The sequence below is a fragment of the Paenibacillus sp. RC21 genome, assembly GCF_044907935.1.
Taxonomy (GTDB): domain Bacteria; phylum Bacillota; class Bacilli; order Paenibacillales; family Paenibacillaceae; genus Paenibacillus; species Paenibacillus terrae_A.
On the sequence record NZ_JBIYCS010000004.1, the window covers coordinates 515397 to 530730 of the forward strand.

The following is a 15334-nucleotide window of genomic DNA, read 5'->3' on the forward strand; positions in this document are numbered from 1 at the left end:
TAAAATGAAATAAGAAAGATTCTTTTTTTAGTTCGTTTTACATATCGCACAATGAATATTGTACGCTATTCACTTCTAATATTTACCAATCAAAATAGTGTCTAGATAGTTCTTGAGATATAGGATTTCTCTTTACAATTATGCCCTTTGAGCAGAACATTAGTCGATACCATAATCATACTGATTTGTCGGTACTCATATATCCGTGATAACAATACAATGATTACTTGTAAAATCTATAAGAGGGAAGCTGTGGATAGCAGCTTCCCTCTTTCATTTACTCTGTCCGCCCATTCGCTGCTGAGCATCCGAAAGATGTAGAGAGACTACGGCTGCTGACGAAACAAAATAATAATTAAGTTAAAATTAAGCTGCTGTTTTCTTTTGGATAAGATTGAGCATTTATAATGACGGGAATACAAGGAGAATAGCTGTTGAGATAAAGGGGGATGCGAGAAGTGAAAAAATGGCTTAAAAGATTATGGAAGACGGTTATGTTCGGGTTGCTGGCCATTTTGGTTCTTCTGGCATCAGGTGTGATATATGAACAGGTAAGCACCCGGCAGGATCTGAAATCTTATACCCCCAGCGGAAAGCTATACAATGTGAATGGGCATAATATGCATTTATATACCGGAGGACAAGGGAAAGTAACGGTTGTATTCGCTTCCGGGTGGGGCACGGCCAATCCGTATGTTGATTTTTCCCCACTGTATGAGAAGATTGCACCACATGTTAAATTCGCAGTTTATGACCGGTTCGGCTATGGGTATAGTGATACGACGGACAAGAAGCGTGACATTGATACAATAACGAATGAAATACACGAATTGCTGCAGGTGTCTGGTCAAAAGCCACCTTACCTGCTTGTAGCACATTCGCTAGGATCCCTCGAAACGCTCCGGTTTGCACAGAAATACCCGGACGAGGTACAAGGCATTGTGATGTTGGATAGCGGAAGCCCAGAATATTACTATGCTGATGCTGAGGAGCCAGTACGCGGCGGCTTTATCAATCAGTTGCTCATGAAAACAGGCGTGATTCGGATGCTTTTTCACTCTGACAGTTTTATCGAAGCCTCACGTGCAGCTCGCAACGGCTTGAAGTTCGTGCCGGATGAACTGAAGAAGATTGATCTGACAGCCTCATTGCTTAAGCTTGAAAATGCCAATATAGAGGACGAGCTACGTCAATCGCGGACGAATGCAAAGGTCGTATTGGATGACAAACAGCCCTTCCTTTTCCCGCTTACCGTGCTGACATCCGATTACTTAGGGGTTCCTAATGACGTCTGGAACAAATACGAAAAGGAATTTACTTCCTGGTCCGTGCAATCGAAGCAATTGGTGGTTAAGGATACCGAGCATTATATTCATCAATATCGCCCTGATCTCGTTGCAGATGAAATATTGGCCTTGGCCAAGCGGTAAGCTGAAACTTGCCGTTACAGGCAGTGAGGTCAGCCTGTTCACATAGAACGACCCTGCGTGTCTTGATTTTCTCAAGATATACAGGGTTGTTTGTGCTTTGAACTTCAATATCTCTCCAGCTTTACACATCCATAATTCACAAAAAGTAATTACTTGAAAAGTATATATAATACATCCATAAGATGGTATAATATCTCCCAGAATAGCTTTATATTTTAGCATCGGATTGTCCCAAAAAATATCCTTATAGATCAGTATCTAACGGACTACATAAAACGTTACGTTAAAGGGGTTGTTACAATTTGGAACCTACAACCACGATACGCGCAGAACTGGAAAACTTCATGAAACAGAATGGGTTCAACATTACCCAATTCGGCCTGGTGGCAGGCATCAATCCAGGCACAATAAGCGGGATCGTCACAGGCAACCGTGCACTCTCCATTCATCAGTTAGATCGCATTACAGCTACATTAGGCCACTCCAAAGGGCATTTTTACAAGAATTATATTGAGGAATTTTTGAGTTCAACAACCCCTAACATCCGTAGAGTCAGACCCCTTTTGTACAATTGCGCGGAGTTGGACATGTTGGATTGTATTGAGCAGGTCGTCAGCTTGCTCATGGAAAAGCTGGCATACGCCGATGCTCTGTTTAGCATAGCTGAGGACTTATTCCAACAAGGGAAATTCGCAGCGTCCATCATCCTTTATGAGAGCATAGCCGTCGGTGAGAAAAAGCAGCACTCTGAGCGACTAGCCCTTTGTCAGTACCGCATTTTTATGGCGAAGCAAGGGGACGATCAGGAAATAAATTACCAGGCTGCGATCCATTTCGAGGATTACGTTGAACGGCTTGATGATGCTGACCAGCTCGACGCGTTAAAGGATTTAGTGAATACATATCGCTCATTACGGAAATGGGGCAAAGTAAACATATTCGCTAAGATCATGGGAGACAAGGCCGCCATTCAGTGTGAGATCAATCAACAGGTTAAGCTAAAAAGACGGAAAAAGAAGAAAACTTCGGTCAATCCTCCATTTGTGTATTGGGCCTACTCCTATTTACTTCATGCAGGTGTCTGTGAAGCGCAAAAAGACTACAATCAGGCATTGGAGTATACGTACATTTACGCTGATTTAAGTTGGGTGAAGGAGACTGATGAACAGACCTTACTATGGAAGGGGCGGTTTACAGAATGGGCACAGGCTAATACGTACGTGAATAAGCTGTTGGCTGGAGATATAGGTGTCCTTCCAGACTATTTATCTTACGTTACTTCCAAGAAAAACGAGGTTCTCCCCGCATTGATTAACATAATTGAAGCGGCTAACCAATATGATTTTAATGTAGATGATGTACTCAAGCGGTTTGAATTAGAGATCCAGTCTTTAACGGAACAACAAAAAAGTGTAGGCGTGTACACACAACAATTAATGTCAGAGAGCTTCGCTCGTTTTTTAAAAGGATTAGCTAATTACTACTTACGTAGAGGTGAATATCAAGAGGGATTTAAATATTTAATTAGCAGCTTGGAATTATCCTCTGCTACTAATAACAGGCCCTATATAATTGAGTGCGTGAAATTAATCGAGCGTTATAGAAAAAATGCATCTTCCGATATAATAAAATCCTACCAAACTTTAATTGATGAGGTGCGTGAAGATGAAAAATAAATTAAGTTTACTCCTTTTGGCATCCATTCTTTTATTAGTGGCGATAGTGATCGTTCCAATACAACATCTTGAAAAAGGATCTACTTACAAACCATTTGACCAACATGGTGGGGTTTGAAGATTTCATTAAAACGATTTCTCCCGTAAAATCAGCTCCTAGAGCTGGTTTTTTCTTTTGAGGATTTGCAAAGTAAGAGAATATACATCTTTAGATTAAAAGCAGTCTAAATCCCTTATAGTAGAGGTTTAGACTGCTTCACAAAAATTTATATCAGAAATTGGTATTTAGAGTTTCGCAGCAGAATGCTCATATTAAGGAGCTTCATACTTGGAAATAAATCTTTCTCGATCTTTAACAATCTCATTTTTATAGGCATCTTGATACGTTTTATACTCCTCTGTCTTGGTTAGTTCATTAGCAATGCTCTCTTCACTAAGCGCCTGGATACTGTTTTTCGAAAAAACATCTGTTTTTACCTCTATGTTAGAATTAGGGCCTGATACTAACATAGAACCATCGGGCCGTGCGTTAGCAGTGAATACATAAATTTTTCCTTCCTGTGGAAGAAGATCGTCTTCATTTAAGAAATATTCGCTCTTATCATCACTCAGACCTCCGAATTTTTGAATTGGAATGGAAACATCCTTCTTTAAATTACCTTTTATATTATCAAGCACTTTAACGGAATAATTCGTATAGGGCATCGTCAATACTTTGGGGCCATCCTCCGTTTCTTTCGTGACAGGAAATTTATACTCCGTTCCCGTCATTTCTTCTACGAGGCCTACAAATGCATAGTCAGCATAACCTACAACCTCTTTGGGGTTATTTATATCTATAACAAATGATGCTTGTATATAGCTAGTTGGAATTTCGCCAGATTTCGTTATATTCTTGTCTATCTTAGGATTTGAACAGCCAGAAGCCAGTATTGCAACCGTAGTGAAAATGGACAAGATCATAAATGCTTTCTTCATGCTAGTTTTCATTGGTTGTACCTCCTTAATTAGTATCTTTTATAAGCAAGATCGTATGAAGCTTTATCATTAGCGCTGAGCCTTGTTATAGACGTAACATACGCATACATTAAATCATTACTTGTATTATGTTCCAACCCAAGAGCATGACCAAGCTCATGAGTGGCAACATTTTGTTTCTCAGCAGAACTCAACTGGTTCATTCGATATTGATTGAATGTCATCCTACCTGATGGATAGGTTAGAGCAGCATAGTTATCTATATCGTAATAATCGGACAAAGTAACATCTTCAATAGTTGATGCATAGTCCGGTCTAATAATGCCAAATTTATAATTTTCCCAGGTATTTACCCCGGCATTAAATGAAGTTTGATAAGCTGTACTTCCTCCCCATTCTAGGTGCTTAGTAGAATCAACTAAATCCCACGACAATAAGGATGTGGTAGCAGCAGAGGCTTGCAAAGAAAAAAACAATGAACTGTGTAATGATAAAATAGTAAGTGCAGCAATTGTAACGATTTTTTTAGTCATAACTTTATGGATATTCCCCTTCTTCATTCTATATCCTCCCTAAATTTTAATATAATTTTAAAACAAATTGATAAAATTCCATTCCTCTAATTTTCTATAAAAGGACACCTCCTTTTATGATGTGCTCCCCATTAAGATGCATGAGGTTTGCACACAGCCCTTTGAGTCCCTCTATTCATTAGACACTCACTGTTGCAGTTCTAAGGTGAAAGGAGAGAACTAAATCGCCCCATGCCCCAAACTATAGCAACAAACCCTCTTTATGTCATTGACTATAAAACTATGAAAATTCCAAAATTTATAATATGTTTATGTATCCTTTTTTATGCTCTATCGTCCATATGAACGAATCCAGGTAGTTCCATCCAAGCTTGATGCAACAAGTTTTTTATAATAATTTGACCTTAAAAGAGTACTCGTACTTTGGGTTATAGTCAGTAATCTTTAAAAATATTAATTCAGAAAAATCTGAGTGTTCTTTCAGTGATTTGTGGATTTGGTAAGTCCAAATCGTCGGTTCACCAGATATTTTTCATAACTAAACTCTCGTATATTCAACTCATCAAGTTATAAGAAACCGATTTTTTCAGAAAATACCTCCATCCTGTTAACTTCGTATCCGAAATACCTAAGTTTTTTCACTCATCACAGGTGACCCTAGTAGGGGATAAAATGATTGTTTGAAAAGGATATGTTTTAATCTATACAAACACCAAGATTAGAATAGATATCCTCATGCACTTTCATATTTCCCAAAAATACACATGGCACCCTAAAATAAGTATCACCTAAGGAGGGATGTATGATGGGAAATGAAGAGACTTTGCAGCAGCGACTAGAGAACAATCGACAACGGCTCTATGATTTGCAAGCAAAATATGGACTAAGCCATATTGATGTACTCAGGCAATCTATGGTTTTGGACGAGCTGATTAATCAATATCATCGGATGTACTATGCACAATTAAAAAAGCCGATCGCTTGACAGCAATCGACTGGGCGAGAAACTTGTGGTGGGTCACTCGCCCTTTTATTGTAACATACATGCCAAATCATCTGATTGCCAGCTTTATCGTTTATTTTTCAGTTCATTCATACAGAAGATACAGATCCAAGCACTTTTAAAATATGTAAGATGTTGAAGCTCGCCACATAAAATACAGGCCTCCCCCACGCATCGTCGCATAATCAAGCCACTCTCCGTCATCCAAAATTCCATGGCTGTATGCTTGCCAATCCCAAGACGCCTCCTTATATCTACGGGGATGACAATCCGACCTAAGCTATCCAAGTCCCTGACCATTCCTACGCGATCCAAGAAAAAACCTCCTTATTCAAAAGACTCAATACACCCAAAATAGGCATACATGCTTTGGATAAGGAAATATTTATCATCACATGGCGTGAATTGGAAAAGAAACGGTACCTGCTGAAGAAGTTACATCGGCAGTAGTATGGGCTTCGTAATAATCAGATAATGTAACCTCTTCAACAGGAGATACACGGTTTGGTCTAATAATACCAATTTATAATTTCGCTCAGTTCGCCATTCTTAATGTAAATTGAAAAACCTCGAAAATAAACGGCGTACCCGCAATTACAAGAGCTTCTTCCAATTCAACAGTCAATGTGGTACTACTTATCTGGTACAACCTGCTTTCCTGCAGTACCCCATTAATATACAAATCCGTGTAGCTGTTCGCACCCAATTCTGGAAGCTGACTTGCCAACTGTCCATCATCATTCGTAAACTGGGAAATAGGGATTTCAACCGTACCCGTCAGATCTGAATCGGCAAAATAGAAATATCGCTGTACCTCAGGCACAACCGTGATCCCATCCAAATTAAGCGGTGGTCCCTGCTCTCCCTGTGGCCCAGCCTCTCCTTGCAAGCCTTGAATCCCTGGAACCCCCTGAAGACCCTGTTCACCTTGGGGGCCTATGGCGCCCGCCTGGCCCTGGGGTCCGGCACTACCCGGAATGCCCTGTGGCCCAGCCGGACCTTGTATGCCTTGATGCCCAGCATTACCATCGGTCCCCCTTAATCCATGCACCCCTTGAACTGCTCCTCCTGAATTGCCTTGAGGCTCCTGTTCGCCGCCTCGCAGTCTTCGTTGACCTTTGAATTTCATAAAACAGATTTTTTTATTTGATAAACCTGAGGGCACCCGCTCAGCGTGCAAATGATGTCTATAAGCGCATATTCTCTCTCTTCTTCTACCCTGTCTATAAATACGTTTATTTCCCTTTTTGTTACGAATGCAGCTCGTTCCTGTACGATAAATGGGCATAAAACGGAACGCTCCCATCTTTTGATCTCTTTCCTTCTTTTTTTTCCTTGCCACCTGGGTCAAGCGATATCTTTTACGCAACAATAAATTTCCCAATACTGACACCTCCATAATTAAGTACAGTTTCATTATCTTATGGAATCTAAACGAACCTGATTGGACAGATGACCTCCTTAAATTTTTTTCCAAAAAAATAAATTTTTAATGCTCACTTCCATTTCGCCGTTACATTATTTTTCTTTCTGAATTTACTGAAAATGGGACTGAATCCCCTGTAATTTTTCAAAAAAATAAATTCCCCCAATTTTAGAATGGAGGTACCAACATGCCCGTTATTAAACCTGTTTATACCGCCGTTGCAACTGCACCGGTCGCAAGCGGAGGCGTAGTCACCACTACTGTAAGCCCAGCTATTACAAATTTTTTCTCAGCTGTAACTGCTGGTGATATTGCCGGAGGTGTTACAACACTTCTCGCCGCAAGCTTTGTTGATGATGCTGATGCTCCAGTCGTCGCTTTACCTGTCCTTAGCGCAGACGATTATTACAATGTATTTGTGAATGGTGTTTTGCAGCAGGCTACTTTATCCACTTTGACACCCGCCAGTCTAGTTTTGGCGACCACTGATATTGCCGTAGGTGTTCCTGTCACCCTTGCTGTAGCCAGCTTTGGGAATACGGTCTCATCCATTACGACTCAGCCAGCCATTTCGGCACCAACGGTTACGATCAGCACTTAATCAATTTTTTAAATAAAATGGATTCAGAACCATTTTCTCACATGATATACGTTAGCCTGGAGATTCTCAGTCTCGTAAACTGTGAATCTCCAGGTTTCAATAACTGGAGGTGAGATATACTTATGCCAATTATTCCTCCGTTTCAGGGATCAAAAAAATTTGTCTCCAACATTTTAGAAGGCACAGGAACAGGAGCCTCCTTTTCAATTGCGGCTATAAACTTTATTGATGATGCAGGATTGACAATAACTTCATTTCCAACAACGTTCAACTACTATCTTCTCTATATTAACGGTGTACTCCAATTAGATAATTCATCCTCCGTTTCAGCAACTGCGATTAACCTTCCGGATGGAGATACACTTGATCCGTCTGTACCGATCATGATTGAATTCATTATCAGGTAAATTTCGATGTTCATAGAAGGGAGTGGTACATCCATGAGTCCAACAATTCAACCGATATACAACTTATCAGGCGTTTCACCAACACTGAACTCAATGACTGACAAGTTACAAACGGCTGAAGCAAGTCCTCAGTTCAACTACGCTTCCAATTATGGTATTTCTCAGTTGAGGGATATTGTCACCACAAACGGCGGAGGAAATGTGCAAAATTCAGCAGAAACGTATCAACTGAGTACATCAGCAGCTTCCAATGATCGTGCAGAGCTCCAAACAGCGGAACGCGGACAATTTCTTAACGGGGCGGCATTTGAATCCGGTATTAATGTACAAGTTCCCAGCCCCCCCACAGGAACTCAGCGGGCTGAATGGGGATATAGCGACAATACAAATGGGGCTTATTTTGGACAAGATAGCAGCGGCGTATATGTGGCTCTGTTACAAAATGGAGTAGAGACGTTGAAGGTTTATCAATCCTCATGGAATATTGATACGATGGATGGAACCGGTTCTAGTCGGGTGACCCTGGACACAACTGACGGCTATCTTTACCAGGTTCGCTACAACTATACCTACGGACAAGTAGAATTCCGTATCGTTGCAATCAATCCTCAGCTGTTTCAGCAAGCCGTTACAGTGCATCGCTTCACTCCGTCAAGCGCTGCACTACTGAAGGACGCTAACCAGAATATCAGGGCAACCGTTCTCAACGGCACATCCGGGGGAGCCTTCAGCATCAATGTAGGCGGAAGGTATTTTACCAACCTGGGTTCCATCTTTAAGACCTCCCGAATCACATCAGAAACCCGGATCAATGCCACGATATCAAGTACTGCCTTCACTCCTACAGTGAGCTTCCGAAGAAAACTCTTTTTTCCAGACAACAGCACCCAGGTAAACTCTATAAATTTGGGGGCTGCCAGCTTTGATATATTGGCTTCGGCCGATCTCCAATGGGAAGTCCGGGTTAATTCAGTCCTCACTGGCGCATCCTTCGGAGCAGTGAGCGGGACTCCCTCTTCCGAGAGCTCCTTGCAGTCGGATATCTTGGCAACGGCTATGAATACGTCTCAAGGAGTTCGGGTTTTGGGGGGCCTGTCACTTGCAGGAACGATAGAGGGTGTCACCAATGTACAAGTTCCTTTTACACTTCCCGGAAACGGTAATTTAACTCTGGCCTTGCGAACATTGAACAATGTCAGCGGTAATGCGAGCGTGACCCTACGCTTGGAAGAGTTTTGGTAATCAGACGGATCTGTTGATAACTACAATTTGCATCATGTATAGGAGGATGGCCCATATAAGAGGTGTTATATTGCACTTTTACGGACTTGACTGGCAAATACACTTCGACATCTGTGTCAAAGCGTACTTGTCGGTCAATTCCGGCTTCAAAAAAGTCAGATATACGATTCTTTTTAGTGATCTGTACGTACCTCTCATTCTTCACTCCGCCCGTTCAGCCACTTGAACCAGTGGAGCAAATGACTGAATCGGTATTCATGCTGCGAAGCGTAGGTCCACACCTCTGGCTCCTCACCGGGCTCCTTCCAGACCAGCATGGAAAAGTGGCCTTCCTCCTCATTGGCGACCGACAGCAGCGAAAGACGATCATCCCCAAATCGGTATGGGGCCGATTCCACCCAATAATTCCGCATGTCGCTGATCCAGCTGCGAAACCGCTCTGTGCTTGAGATCCGTAGCACGTCATCCGGCAAGAGCATATGCTCTCCCATGTCCTGCCAGTACCCGGCATAACGGTAGCGTGCTTCCAGCATCGGACTGAGCGGCCGGGCTTTGCCGGGAGCCAGCGTGGGCATACACGTGACGGGAACGACCGGACCGATGCTCTGGATAGCATAAGAGCGGGCCTCCCCCTCACTCAAGCCGAGATACATAGCCTCCGCGAGAAAAGCGTTCCGTCTTACATCAAACTGATGCTGATACTGTGACATTTCATTTTGTAGCTCCAAAACCATACCCTGTACTGCATCTGTTCCGATCATTCCCAAGCACCTCTCATTCCAAAATATAGTCGTGCAGCTTGCGCTGTGCCCGATATTCAGCCCAATTGAACGCTGGCCATGCCGTTTCTTCCCTCGTCATGCTCATCAGACGACCTTGTAGAAACTCATCCATCGCTCCGTGTTCCTTACGGCTAAATTCAATCAGCAGCGGAATAGCATCCGCCGATAGCCCACTCAAATATTCCTTATCGATCACCGAGGTAGTGCGATACCGTTCGAGATTATTTTCAGCAATCCGTACATCAATGCCCACATAATTCACGACGAGATACGCCACCAAAGCGAGTACAACATAATATTTTGCCAGCGGAAGCTGACGGACATGAATGCGCACTGCTGCGATGAGTAGCAGCAAGCCCAGAAAAATCATAAACGCGTGTACCAGATAACGGGTGTACGTATATCCGTAGGCCTCTTCGTACATGACCAGCCGGGTATAGCCTGAATACAGCATCACGCCCGAGCAGCCCACGAGTACATACAGCAGGCCGTTGTTCATTTTTTGCAATATATTTGAGCCGAATTCGGTCCACTTTAGCACACTGATCATCAGGACAAAGTTGATGCCTGTCACCATAACCAGCTCCCCGAAGCCCCTTCTCGCATATTCTGCATACGAGGTTCCTTCCGGCAAGGCACCTTCCCATGCACCAAACAGATATCCGAACTGCAATACGACGAATACAACATACACCAGATTCATAACAATCAGCACCGTAGCGGTAATCACAGGATCAAACTTGATCGCGACCGACTCGTGGTAAGGCACTGCTGATTTGTTAATCATCACTGAAGAGTGACCATCATACTCGGTGGTTTGACCATTCGTGCGCTCGTCTAACCCATGCCATGACTGAACCTCTCTCTCCGTATTACGCGGAGCAGGCTGTACAAATCCCCACAAATAGCAGAAGAAACAGAAGGTAAAAAAACAGGTCCAGATTAGCCGCAGCATTCCGCTACCAAATGACAGCGTGCCGATCCATGAAGGTATACCCGATAACAGTTCCTCGAACAGCCCATCCGCTGATGCCAGCAGAGATATAATGATGAACAGCAGTGGCAGGGCGATCAGCAAACCAACCATCACTTTCCCCAATACACGCTTGCGCTCATCCTTTACATTCCGAAAGGCTGCTGTCTTGAACATCCGAAACGGAGTCACGACATGCCGAAGATTTTGATAAAACAAATGGCTTAACGCCTGACCAATGATACCGGGTTCCGACCAGCTATGCCTCTTCTCCCCGAGCAGCATCACCATATGTACACTAATCAGAGCAGGTATAGCCAATGCATTTAACACATATAGGACCGGATTATCGAACAGCGCATATGTCAGCGACAGCAGCACAATCACGGCAAACAGCAATTTCCCCATCCATAAGTCAAGCCGGATACGATCCCGGTTATAGACATACATATAGGTGTAGAACAGAATGACAAAAATCGGCAGAGACACGCCCAGCGCATGCCCGTAAAACAGATATTGATGAACCAGCGCCAACACAATCGCAGCAGCAAAGGCGGACAGGAACGACGGTTTCGGCAAAGACGTTCCACTCAACTTGTCATGCATGGTAAATACCTCCACAAATATGCTTTATAACCCTTATTGTAGATGATAAAATAAGAAGATAAAGAGAAATTAATCGACGTAAAATTTCCTATTTTATATAAACGACTGCACTTTAATCATCCATAGGGGAAACGGAGCAACCATTTATGAAACTTCATGCCCAATTTTTACGGCTTCACTCGCACACCGCTGACGACAGGGATGAGAACCATACAATAGAGACTACGCTGGATGAGCTGGCGGTTATTTTTGACTGCACCCACCGCAATGCCTTGATGATCATTCAGAAAATGGAAAAGCATGACTGGATACAGTGGACTCCCCGCCGAGGCAGGGGCCGCCGCTCCAGCCTGCACTTCCTGATTCAGCCGGAGGACATTGCGGTGCAGTCCATGATGCAGGCCATCGACCGCCACGACATCAAACGCGCATTGGATGAAATCCGGACCCATTCGCGTTCATCCACGATGCAGGAGCATTTGCAAGGCTGGCTGCTGAACTACTTCGGGCATCACGCAGAGGTTCGCAGCGATCAGCAGCAGATTGATACGTTGCGTCTGCCCATTCGCCAGCAGCTATACACGCTGGACCCGCTATATATGAACTGGCTCGCGGAGTCCTTCGTATCCAGCCACGTCTTTGACGGGCTGGCCCGCCGGGCGAACGAGAGCGGTGAGATATTACCGGGACTGGCGCACGCTTGGGAGGTGGACGCTACCCGTACGCAATGGACCTTTTTCTTGCGTAAGGAAGTACTGTTCCATAACGGCAAAATACTGACCGCCGAGGATGTGGTTTATACCTTTGAGCGGCTGAGCCGTGCGCCGGGACGGAGGCTGTACCATTTTATCGTTCGGCAAATCGAGCACGTACAGGCGCTAAGTCCGACGATGGTACGCTTCGAGCTGAAGGAGCCGAATGAGCTGTTTCTGTCCTTCCTGTGTACCAGTCGTGCCGCCATCGTGCCTCGTGAGCTGAATCAGGCGGGTGAAGCGGCCTTTGGCATCCGCCCTGTGGGCACAGGGGCTTTCAAGGTCACGGAGATGAACGAGAGCTTATGCATACTGGAGGCATTCGCTCCTTATTTTCAAGGCCGCGCCCATCTCGACCGGGTGGAAATTGTTCAGCTCCCGTGGGCGGCCAAGCCGGAATCGGCGGCGGATACCGCAGATACAGCTTCGCCCTTTCATATCATCCACAATCCCGTATTGGCCGGGAACACGGATACTGCATGGAGTCAGATTCACTCGGCAGCTTCGGTGCGTAAATTTATTACATGCAATACACACAAGGACGGGCCGTTACGTAACCCAGAAGTACGTGCCCGTATCGTGGCGTGTCTGGATCATCGCAGCCTCCCTCCGATGGTGGATGCATCCGACGACTCGTATGAACCCCCGGCAACGTTGCAAATTGCGACCATTCCCGAGTATAGAGCCGATGCGGACCGGGTCGCGGCCCAGTTGGAATCGTGCGGATATACTTGTAATATCGTGGCTGCATCCATGAATGAATTCAAAAGCTCCTCCATCCGTATGGAATCAGACCTGATCATCTTTTCTCTGTTTCGTGACCGTGATGAGCAATTGCGCCTGTTCGATCTGTATCTCAATGTATCCGGGCATGTCGAGCCGCATAGCCGCGTTGATATCGAAAGACTGCTGCGCGATATTACACGGGAAGCGGATCATACGATCAGGGCGCGTCAATTCGAGCATATCGAAGCCCGGCTTATTCATGAGCACCAGCTCCATATTTTATATGAAAAGCCCGTCCAGACAGCATATCTCCCTTCTGTGCGCGGCGTTTCCTTCAACAGCCAGGGGTGGGTGGATCTGCGTCATGTCTGGTTCCCGCCTGCTCAACCGCAAATATCCAAGCCTTAATGGAAAAGACTTCATTCGCGAGTGTTCCGCCACAATAAAAAAGGTATCCTCTTTTACAAGAGAATACCTTTCATGTGCTACCCAGCCTAATTTAAGCAGAAGTATCCCGGGATGAAAATGACCAGCCACCCATCCCATGACTGTGAGCTCCGCTAGGATCCTCTACAGGGGGAGCAATGGGTGAAGAATTCAGTATGATAAAAAAATTAAACGCGAGCAGAAAAAAAATGATCTTTTTTATCATTAAAGTGATCTACCTCTCTAAGTAAATTTTTATATTCCTCCGTCTCCTCAGGCGAGGCAGTATGCCGGAATTTCTCAAATAAACCTACACATTTAATCGTTACAGGATTACCATTCAGCACCACGGAATAGGACAGGCTTTCCAACAGAAATTTCATACCTTTCGCATAACGCTTATTATCGAGATCGTAGCAAGCCAGCTCTGCCAGGAATCGTGCATAGAGATCCGCTGACACTTGCTCCGTATAGGTGCCTACCTTGGTATGGTGATCCGCAAATGCAGCAATCTGTTTCTCGAAACGTTGCAATACGTCGTCCACATTAAATTCATAACGGTTTGCGGCCAGCATGATTTTGAACAATCCCATCAGAATCTCGCCTTCGTTTCTTTCCAGATAGGCCACATACTGTGGAATGACGTCCAGTTTACCGGACATAAGCTGATACAGATATCCGTTAGCCTCAGCCCAGTTGCTACACTGTTCCTTCAAGCGGCGTGCTTCTTCCGTATCCTCCTGCACCCAGCTTAGATCAGCGTACAGGGAGACATATTCCAAAGCCTTTTCGTAATCCCCTCGTTCGTCACAAATACCTGCACGCAGCACGTAAGAGTATACAATATACATAAACAAAGGACCCTTTGTTTGCTTGTCACGCTCTGTTTTTCTTGTTTTTCCATATTTTTGATCATACTGTACTTTAGCCCTGCGACACATTTTATCAGCTAACGCGTCTACTTTATCCCACCGACGCAGCGAAACATAAGTATTGGCCAAATCTTTTAATGCATCCAGTTGATCCACTTCACCCAATCGATCTACAAAGCTTTCAAAGTGTGTGGCGGCCCACAAATTTTCATCCTGATCATCACCGACAGCGATTGTAAATAACCGATACTGGCAGAGAGCCAGACGCTCGGAATGCTGATACTTCTCACTTTCCGAGACATTTTTATAGATGATAGCCGCTGCCGCAAACTTGCCTTTTCTGAACAATTCTTCTGCCGTCTCAAACAAGGCCGGAGCGTAAATCAGATAGTCCATCATAAATTCCACGACTTGTTCAATACAGTCCAGCTTATTCAGCTCTGCACAACGATACAAAAATGGGCGAACCCGTCGCCAATTTGGTGCTGAATTCCGTATAAATTCTTCAATGTACAGCTCATAGAGACTTCCCTCTTCAAGCCCCATGCCTGCCGCAATCCGATCCAATAGCAACATCGCAATCGGCCGATTACCGTTGATAATGGCACTGATCGTGCCCGCATTAATACCCGTGTTCTCCCCAAACTTACTAATCGTGATTCCTTCACGTCTGATATACTGCTCCAGCTCTGCACGAATCGTGGTTGTTTCCTTCAAATCAGGCACCCCCAGGGATTACTTGTATGTTTTCAATTCAAAAAAAGAAAATTCCCGTGAATATTCCCTTTATTATACAAAACAAAACCCACTTCGCCAACTGCATAAATTCGTTTACTTAAAATTTATTTGGACAGAGTCAACCGTTTCTTGAAATCACATGAATCACAAGCTTAGCGATGTG

Annotated in this window: 13 protein-coding genes; 7 read left to right on the forward strand and 6 right to left on the reverse strand. The window is 44.2% G+C overall.

What is annotated here, in order from left to right; genetic code table 11:
• Positions 1 to 449 precede the first annotated feature (449 nt).
• Both ABIA61_RS15855 and ABIA61_RS15860 read left to right on the forward strand, forming a co-directional pair.
• The gene (locus ABIA61_RS15855; RefSeq protein WP_283653843.1) at positions 450 to 1430 is read left to right on the forward strand and encodes an alpha/beta hydrolase; all 981 of its coding nucleotides are present in this window, start codon (positions 450 to 452) and stop codon (positions 1428 to 1430) included.
• Between the two features lie 302 nt (positions 1431 to 1732).
• Complete coding sequence (locus ABIA61_RS15860; RefSeq protein ID WP_404580982.1) at positions 1733 to 3106, forward strand: transcriptional regulator; 1374 nt, start codon at positions 1733 to 1735, stop codon at positions 3104 to 3106.
• A gap of 312 nt (positions 3107 to 3418) precedes the next feature.
• Here the strand turns inward: ABIA61_RS15860 and ABIA61_RS15865 are convergent, their stop codons facing one another.
• Together ABIA61_RS15865 and ABIA61_RS15870 are read right to left on the reverse strand one after the other, a co-directional pair.
• Positions 3419 to 4096, reverse strand: coding sequence for a cell surface protein (locus ABIA61_RS15865; RefSeq protein WP_283653848.1), 678 nt, complete (start codon positions 4094 to 4096; stop codon positions 3419 to 3421).
• Positions 4097 to 4113: 17 nt separating this feature from the next.
• Positions 4114 to 4644, reverse strand: a complete 531-nt coding sequence (locus ABIA61_RS15870) for a matrixin family metalloprotease (protein WP_342415988.1) — start codon at positions 4642 to 4644, stop codon at positions 4114 to 4116.
• A gap of 778 nt (positions 4645 to 5422) precedes the next feature.
• Here ABIA61_RS15870 and ABIA61_RS15875 point away from each other — a divergent pair.
• On the forward strand, positions 5423 to 5602 hold the full coding sequence (locus tag ABIA61_RS15875) for a Spo0E family sporulation regulatory protein-aspartic acid phosphatase (protein ID WP_404580983.1): 180 nt from the start codon (positions 5423 to 5425) through the stop codon (positions 5600 to 5602).
• 553 nt (positions 5603 to 6155) lie between these two features.
• On the opposite strand, the gene ABIA61_RS15880 is transcribed toward ABIA61_RS15875, so the two are convergent.
• Positions 6156 to 6749 carry a DUF4183 domain-containing protein gene (locus ABIA61_RS15880; RefSeq protein WP_283653850.1) on the reverse strand — a complete coding sequence of 198 codons (594 nt, stop codon included), beginning with the start codon at positions 6747 to 6749 and terminating at the stop codon, positions 6156 to 6158.
• Positions 6750 to 7233: 484 nt separating this feature from the next.
• On the opposite strand from ABIA61_RS15880, the gene ABIA61_RS15885 reads away from it, so the two are divergent.
• From ABIA61_RS15885 to ABIA61_RS15895, 3 genes are all read left to right on the forward strand, one after another.
• The gene (locus tag ABIA61_RS15885) at positions 7234 to 7647 is read left to right on the forward strand and encodes a DUF4183 domain-containing protein (protein ID WP_283653851.1); all 414 of its coding nucleotides are present in this window, start codon (positions 7234 to 7236) and stop codon (positions 7645 to 7647) included.
• A gap of 122 nt (positions 7648 to 7769) precedes the next feature.
• A complete protein-coding gene (locus ABIA61_RS15890) occupies positions 7770 to 8054 on the forward strand; it encodes a DUF4183 domain-containing protein (RefSeq protein WP_283653852.1) in 285 nt (94 codons plus the stop codon).
• A gap of 93 nt (positions 8055 to 8147) precedes the next feature.
• Positions 8148 to 9296, forward strand: a complete 1149-nt coding sequence (locus ABIA61_RS15895) for a hypothetical protein (protein WP_404580984.1) — start codon at positions 8148 to 8150, stop codon at positions 9294 to 9296.
• 194 nt (positions 9297 to 9490) lie between these two features.
• On the opposite strand, the gene ABIA61_RS15900 is transcribed toward ABIA61_RS15895, so the two are convergent.
• Positions 9491 to 10057 (reverse strand): hypothetical protein, encoded by a 567-nt coding sequence (locus ABIA61_RS15900; protein ID WP_283653854.1) that lies wholly within the window; start codon positions 10055 to 10057, stop codon positions 9491 to 9493.
• 13 nt (positions 10058 to 10070) lie between these two features.
• Positions 10071 to 11657 (reverse strand): DUF4153 domain-containing protein, encoded by a 1587-nt coding sequence (locus ABIA61_RS15905; RefSeq protein WP_404520527.1) that lies wholly within the window; start codon positions 11655 to 11657, stop codon positions 10071 to 10073.
• A 146-nt stretch (positions 11658 to 11803) separates the two neighbouring features.
• Between ABIA61_RS15905 and ABIA61_RS15910 the strand changes: the two genes are divergently transcribed.
• Positions 11804 to 13543 carry an ABC transporter substrate-binding protein gene (locus ABIA61_RS15910; RefSeq protein WP_283653856.1) on the forward strand — a complete coding sequence of 580 codons (1740 nt, stop codon included), beginning with the start codon at positions 11804 to 11806 and terminating at the stop codon, positions 13541 to 13543.
• Between the two features lie 206 nt (positions 13544 to 13749).
• Here ABIA61_RS15910 and ABIA61_RS15915 read toward each other — a convergent pair whose 3' ends face one another.
• Complete coding sequence (locus tag ABIA61_RS15915; RefSeq protein WP_349362248.1) at positions 13750 to 15150, reverse strand: transcriptional regulator; 1401 nt, start codon at positions 15148 to 15150, stop codon at positions 13750 to 13752.
• Between the last annotated feature and the right edge of the window lie 184 nt (positions 15151 to 15334).

Coding starts and splice junctions, on each gene's coding strand:
- ABIA61_RS15855 (WP_283653843.1), top strand. CDS start 450: ATGCGAGAAGTGAAAAAATGGCTTAAAAGATTATGGAAGACGGTTATG.
- ABIA61_RS15865 (WP_283653848.1), bottom strand. CDS start 4,096: ATGAAAACTAGCATGAAGAAAGCATTTATGATCTTGTCCATTTTCACT.
- ABIA61_RS15870 (WP_342415988.1), bottom strand. CDS start 4,644: ATGAAGAAGGGGAATATCCATAAAGTTATGACTAAAAAAATCGTTACA.
- ABIA61_RS15875 (WP_404580983.1), top strand. CDS start 5,423: ATGGGAAATGAAGAGACTTTGCAGCAGCGACTAGAGAACAATCGACAA.
- ABIA61_RS15880 (WP_283653850.1), bottom strand. CDS start 6,749: ATGAAATTCAAAGGTCAACGAAGACTGCGAGGCGGCGAACAGGAGCCT.
- ABIA61_RS15885 (WP_283653851.1), top strand. CDS start 7,234: ATGCCCGTTATTAAACCTGTTTATACCGCCGTTGCAACTGCACCGGTC.
- ABIA61_RS15890 (WP_283653852.1), top strand. CDS start 7,770: ATGCCAATTATTCCTCCGTTTCAGGGATCAAAAAAATTTGTCTCCAAC.
- ABIA61_RS15895 (WP_404580984.1), top strand. CDS start 8,148: ATGACTGACAAGTTACAAACGGCTGAAGCAAGTCCTCAGTTCAACTAC.
- ABIA61_RS15900 (WP_283653854.1), bottom strand. CDS start 10,057: ATGATCGGAACAGATGCAGTACAGGGTATGGTTTTGGAGCTACAAAAT.
- ABIA61_RS15905 (WP_404520527.1), bottom strand. CDS start 11,657: ATGCATGACAAGTTGAGTGGAACGTCTTTGCCGAAACCGTCGTTCCTG.
- ABIA61_RS15910 (WP_283653856.1), top strand. CDS start 11,804: ATGAAACTTCATGCCCAATTTTTACGGCTTCACTCGCACACCGCTGAC.